This window comes from Burkholderia pseudomultivorans, from assembly GCF_902499075.1.
Taxonomy (GTDB): domain Bacteria; phylum Pseudomonadota; class Gammaproteobacteria; order Burkholderiales; family Burkholderiaceae; genus Burkholderia; species Burkholderia pseudomultivorans.
The window spans coordinates 1-1,350 of the sequence record NZ_CABVPP010000136.1 but is presented as its reverse complement, the minus strand read 5'-3'; the positions used below and the strand labels follow the sequence as shown (position 1 = coordinate 1,350).

At 61.8% G+C, this 1,350-nt stretch carries 1 protein-coding gene; it reads right to left on the bottom strand.

The features are described 5' to 3' along the window. Window positions 1-157: 157 nt before the first annotated feature. Window positions 158-1,252 carry an IS5 family transposase gene (locus tag BST28156_RS34495; protein ID WP_174904580.1) on the bottom strand — a complete coding sequence of 365 codons (1,095 nt, stop codon included), beginning with the start codon at window positions 1,250-1,252 and terminating at the stop codon, window positions 158-160. Window positions 1,253-1,350: the final 98 nt, after the last annotated feature.

The window sequence follows — 1,350 nt, the reverse complement described above, 5'->3', positions numbered from 1 at the left end:
CAGGCTGTTGAAAAGCGCCTCGTTTTGACGGCCGGGGCACTGTTTAAAAGGGTTTCGTATGCGATTGGCTGCCGAGTTGCGGATAAATCGTCGCACCTGCCCCGCTGGCGAGCAGGCCAGCCGGCGCGTTGCCGCGCGACGGCCGCGCTTAGCCTGCTCATCGCATTACCTCTTGTGGCACCGCCGTCAGTATTCGGGCCATTCGAGTCAGGTTGCTCGCCAGCATCGTCAGCTTGAAGTGCTGGTCGACTCGTTTGATGCCGCGATACGCAGTCTGTCGAATCCTGCCGACGGTCTTGCCCCAGCCGAAGTGCTCCTCGATGCGTTTGCGAATCACCTGGCTGATGCCATAACCGACGTGCCGCGACGTCCGTCCGTCGATCGCGCTGCCGCCTTGATGCGCGTCGTTGCGCGCGACATGCGGCGTCACCTTGCGCGCGCGACAGTCCCGCACAAAGTCGCGCATGTCATAGCCCTTGTCGGCGCCGAGCGTCTTGGCGTGACGGCCCGGCACGCAATCGAGCAGGCGCAACGCGCTTGCGCGTTCGCCGAAACCGTCCGCGTGACTGACCACAGCGCCGACCACCAAGCCCGATCGGTTCTCCATCAGGATGTGCCCCTGGTAACACAGGATGGACGGCGTGCCTTTGCTCTTCCTAAACAGCCGCGCGTCCGAATCGGTGCTCGACTCGTGAGTCTCGTTGCTGCGCCGCTTGCCCTTCCAGTCGGTGTCGACATTGCGGCCACCGCCGGCCGGCGGATCGTCCGAGCCATCCTTGGGCCGGAAGCTCTTGTGGCTGGCCCACGCCTGAATCAGCGTGCCATCGACCGAAAAGTGTTCTCTGGACAGCAGCCCTTGCTTGTCGGCCAGGCTCATGACTTCGGTAAAGAACGCTTCGACCACTTCATGCTCGAGCAGACGATCGCGGTTCTTCGAGAACACCGAGTGATCCCAGACGGCATCTTCGATCGCGAGGCCGACGAACCAGCGGAACAGCAGGTTGTAGCGCATCTGTTCCATCAGCATGCGCTCGCTGCGCACCGAGTAAAACACTTGCAACAGCAGCGCACGCAGCAGTTTCTCGGGCGCAATCGATGCTCGGCCGCTGTCCGCGTAGATCGTGCCAAACAGCCCATTGAGTCGCTTCAGAGCTTGATTGACCAGCAGCCGAAGCGGCCGCAACGGGTGATCGGCCGGCACGAAGTCTTCCAGCTTCACCGTCGTGAACAGCGGCTCTTGCATCTCGTCCATTCCGCGCATCGCTCTCGTCTGCCCAAGATCATGAACACGATATCTCTAACGCACCACCCTCAGGGCCCGTTTACACCGTTCCGAATTTCAACAGCCTG

Coding starts and splice junctions, on each gene's coding strand:
- BST28156_RS34495 (WP_174904580.1), bottom strand. CDS start 1,252: ATGGACGAGATGCAAGAGCCGCTGTTCACGACGGTGAAGCTGGAAGAC.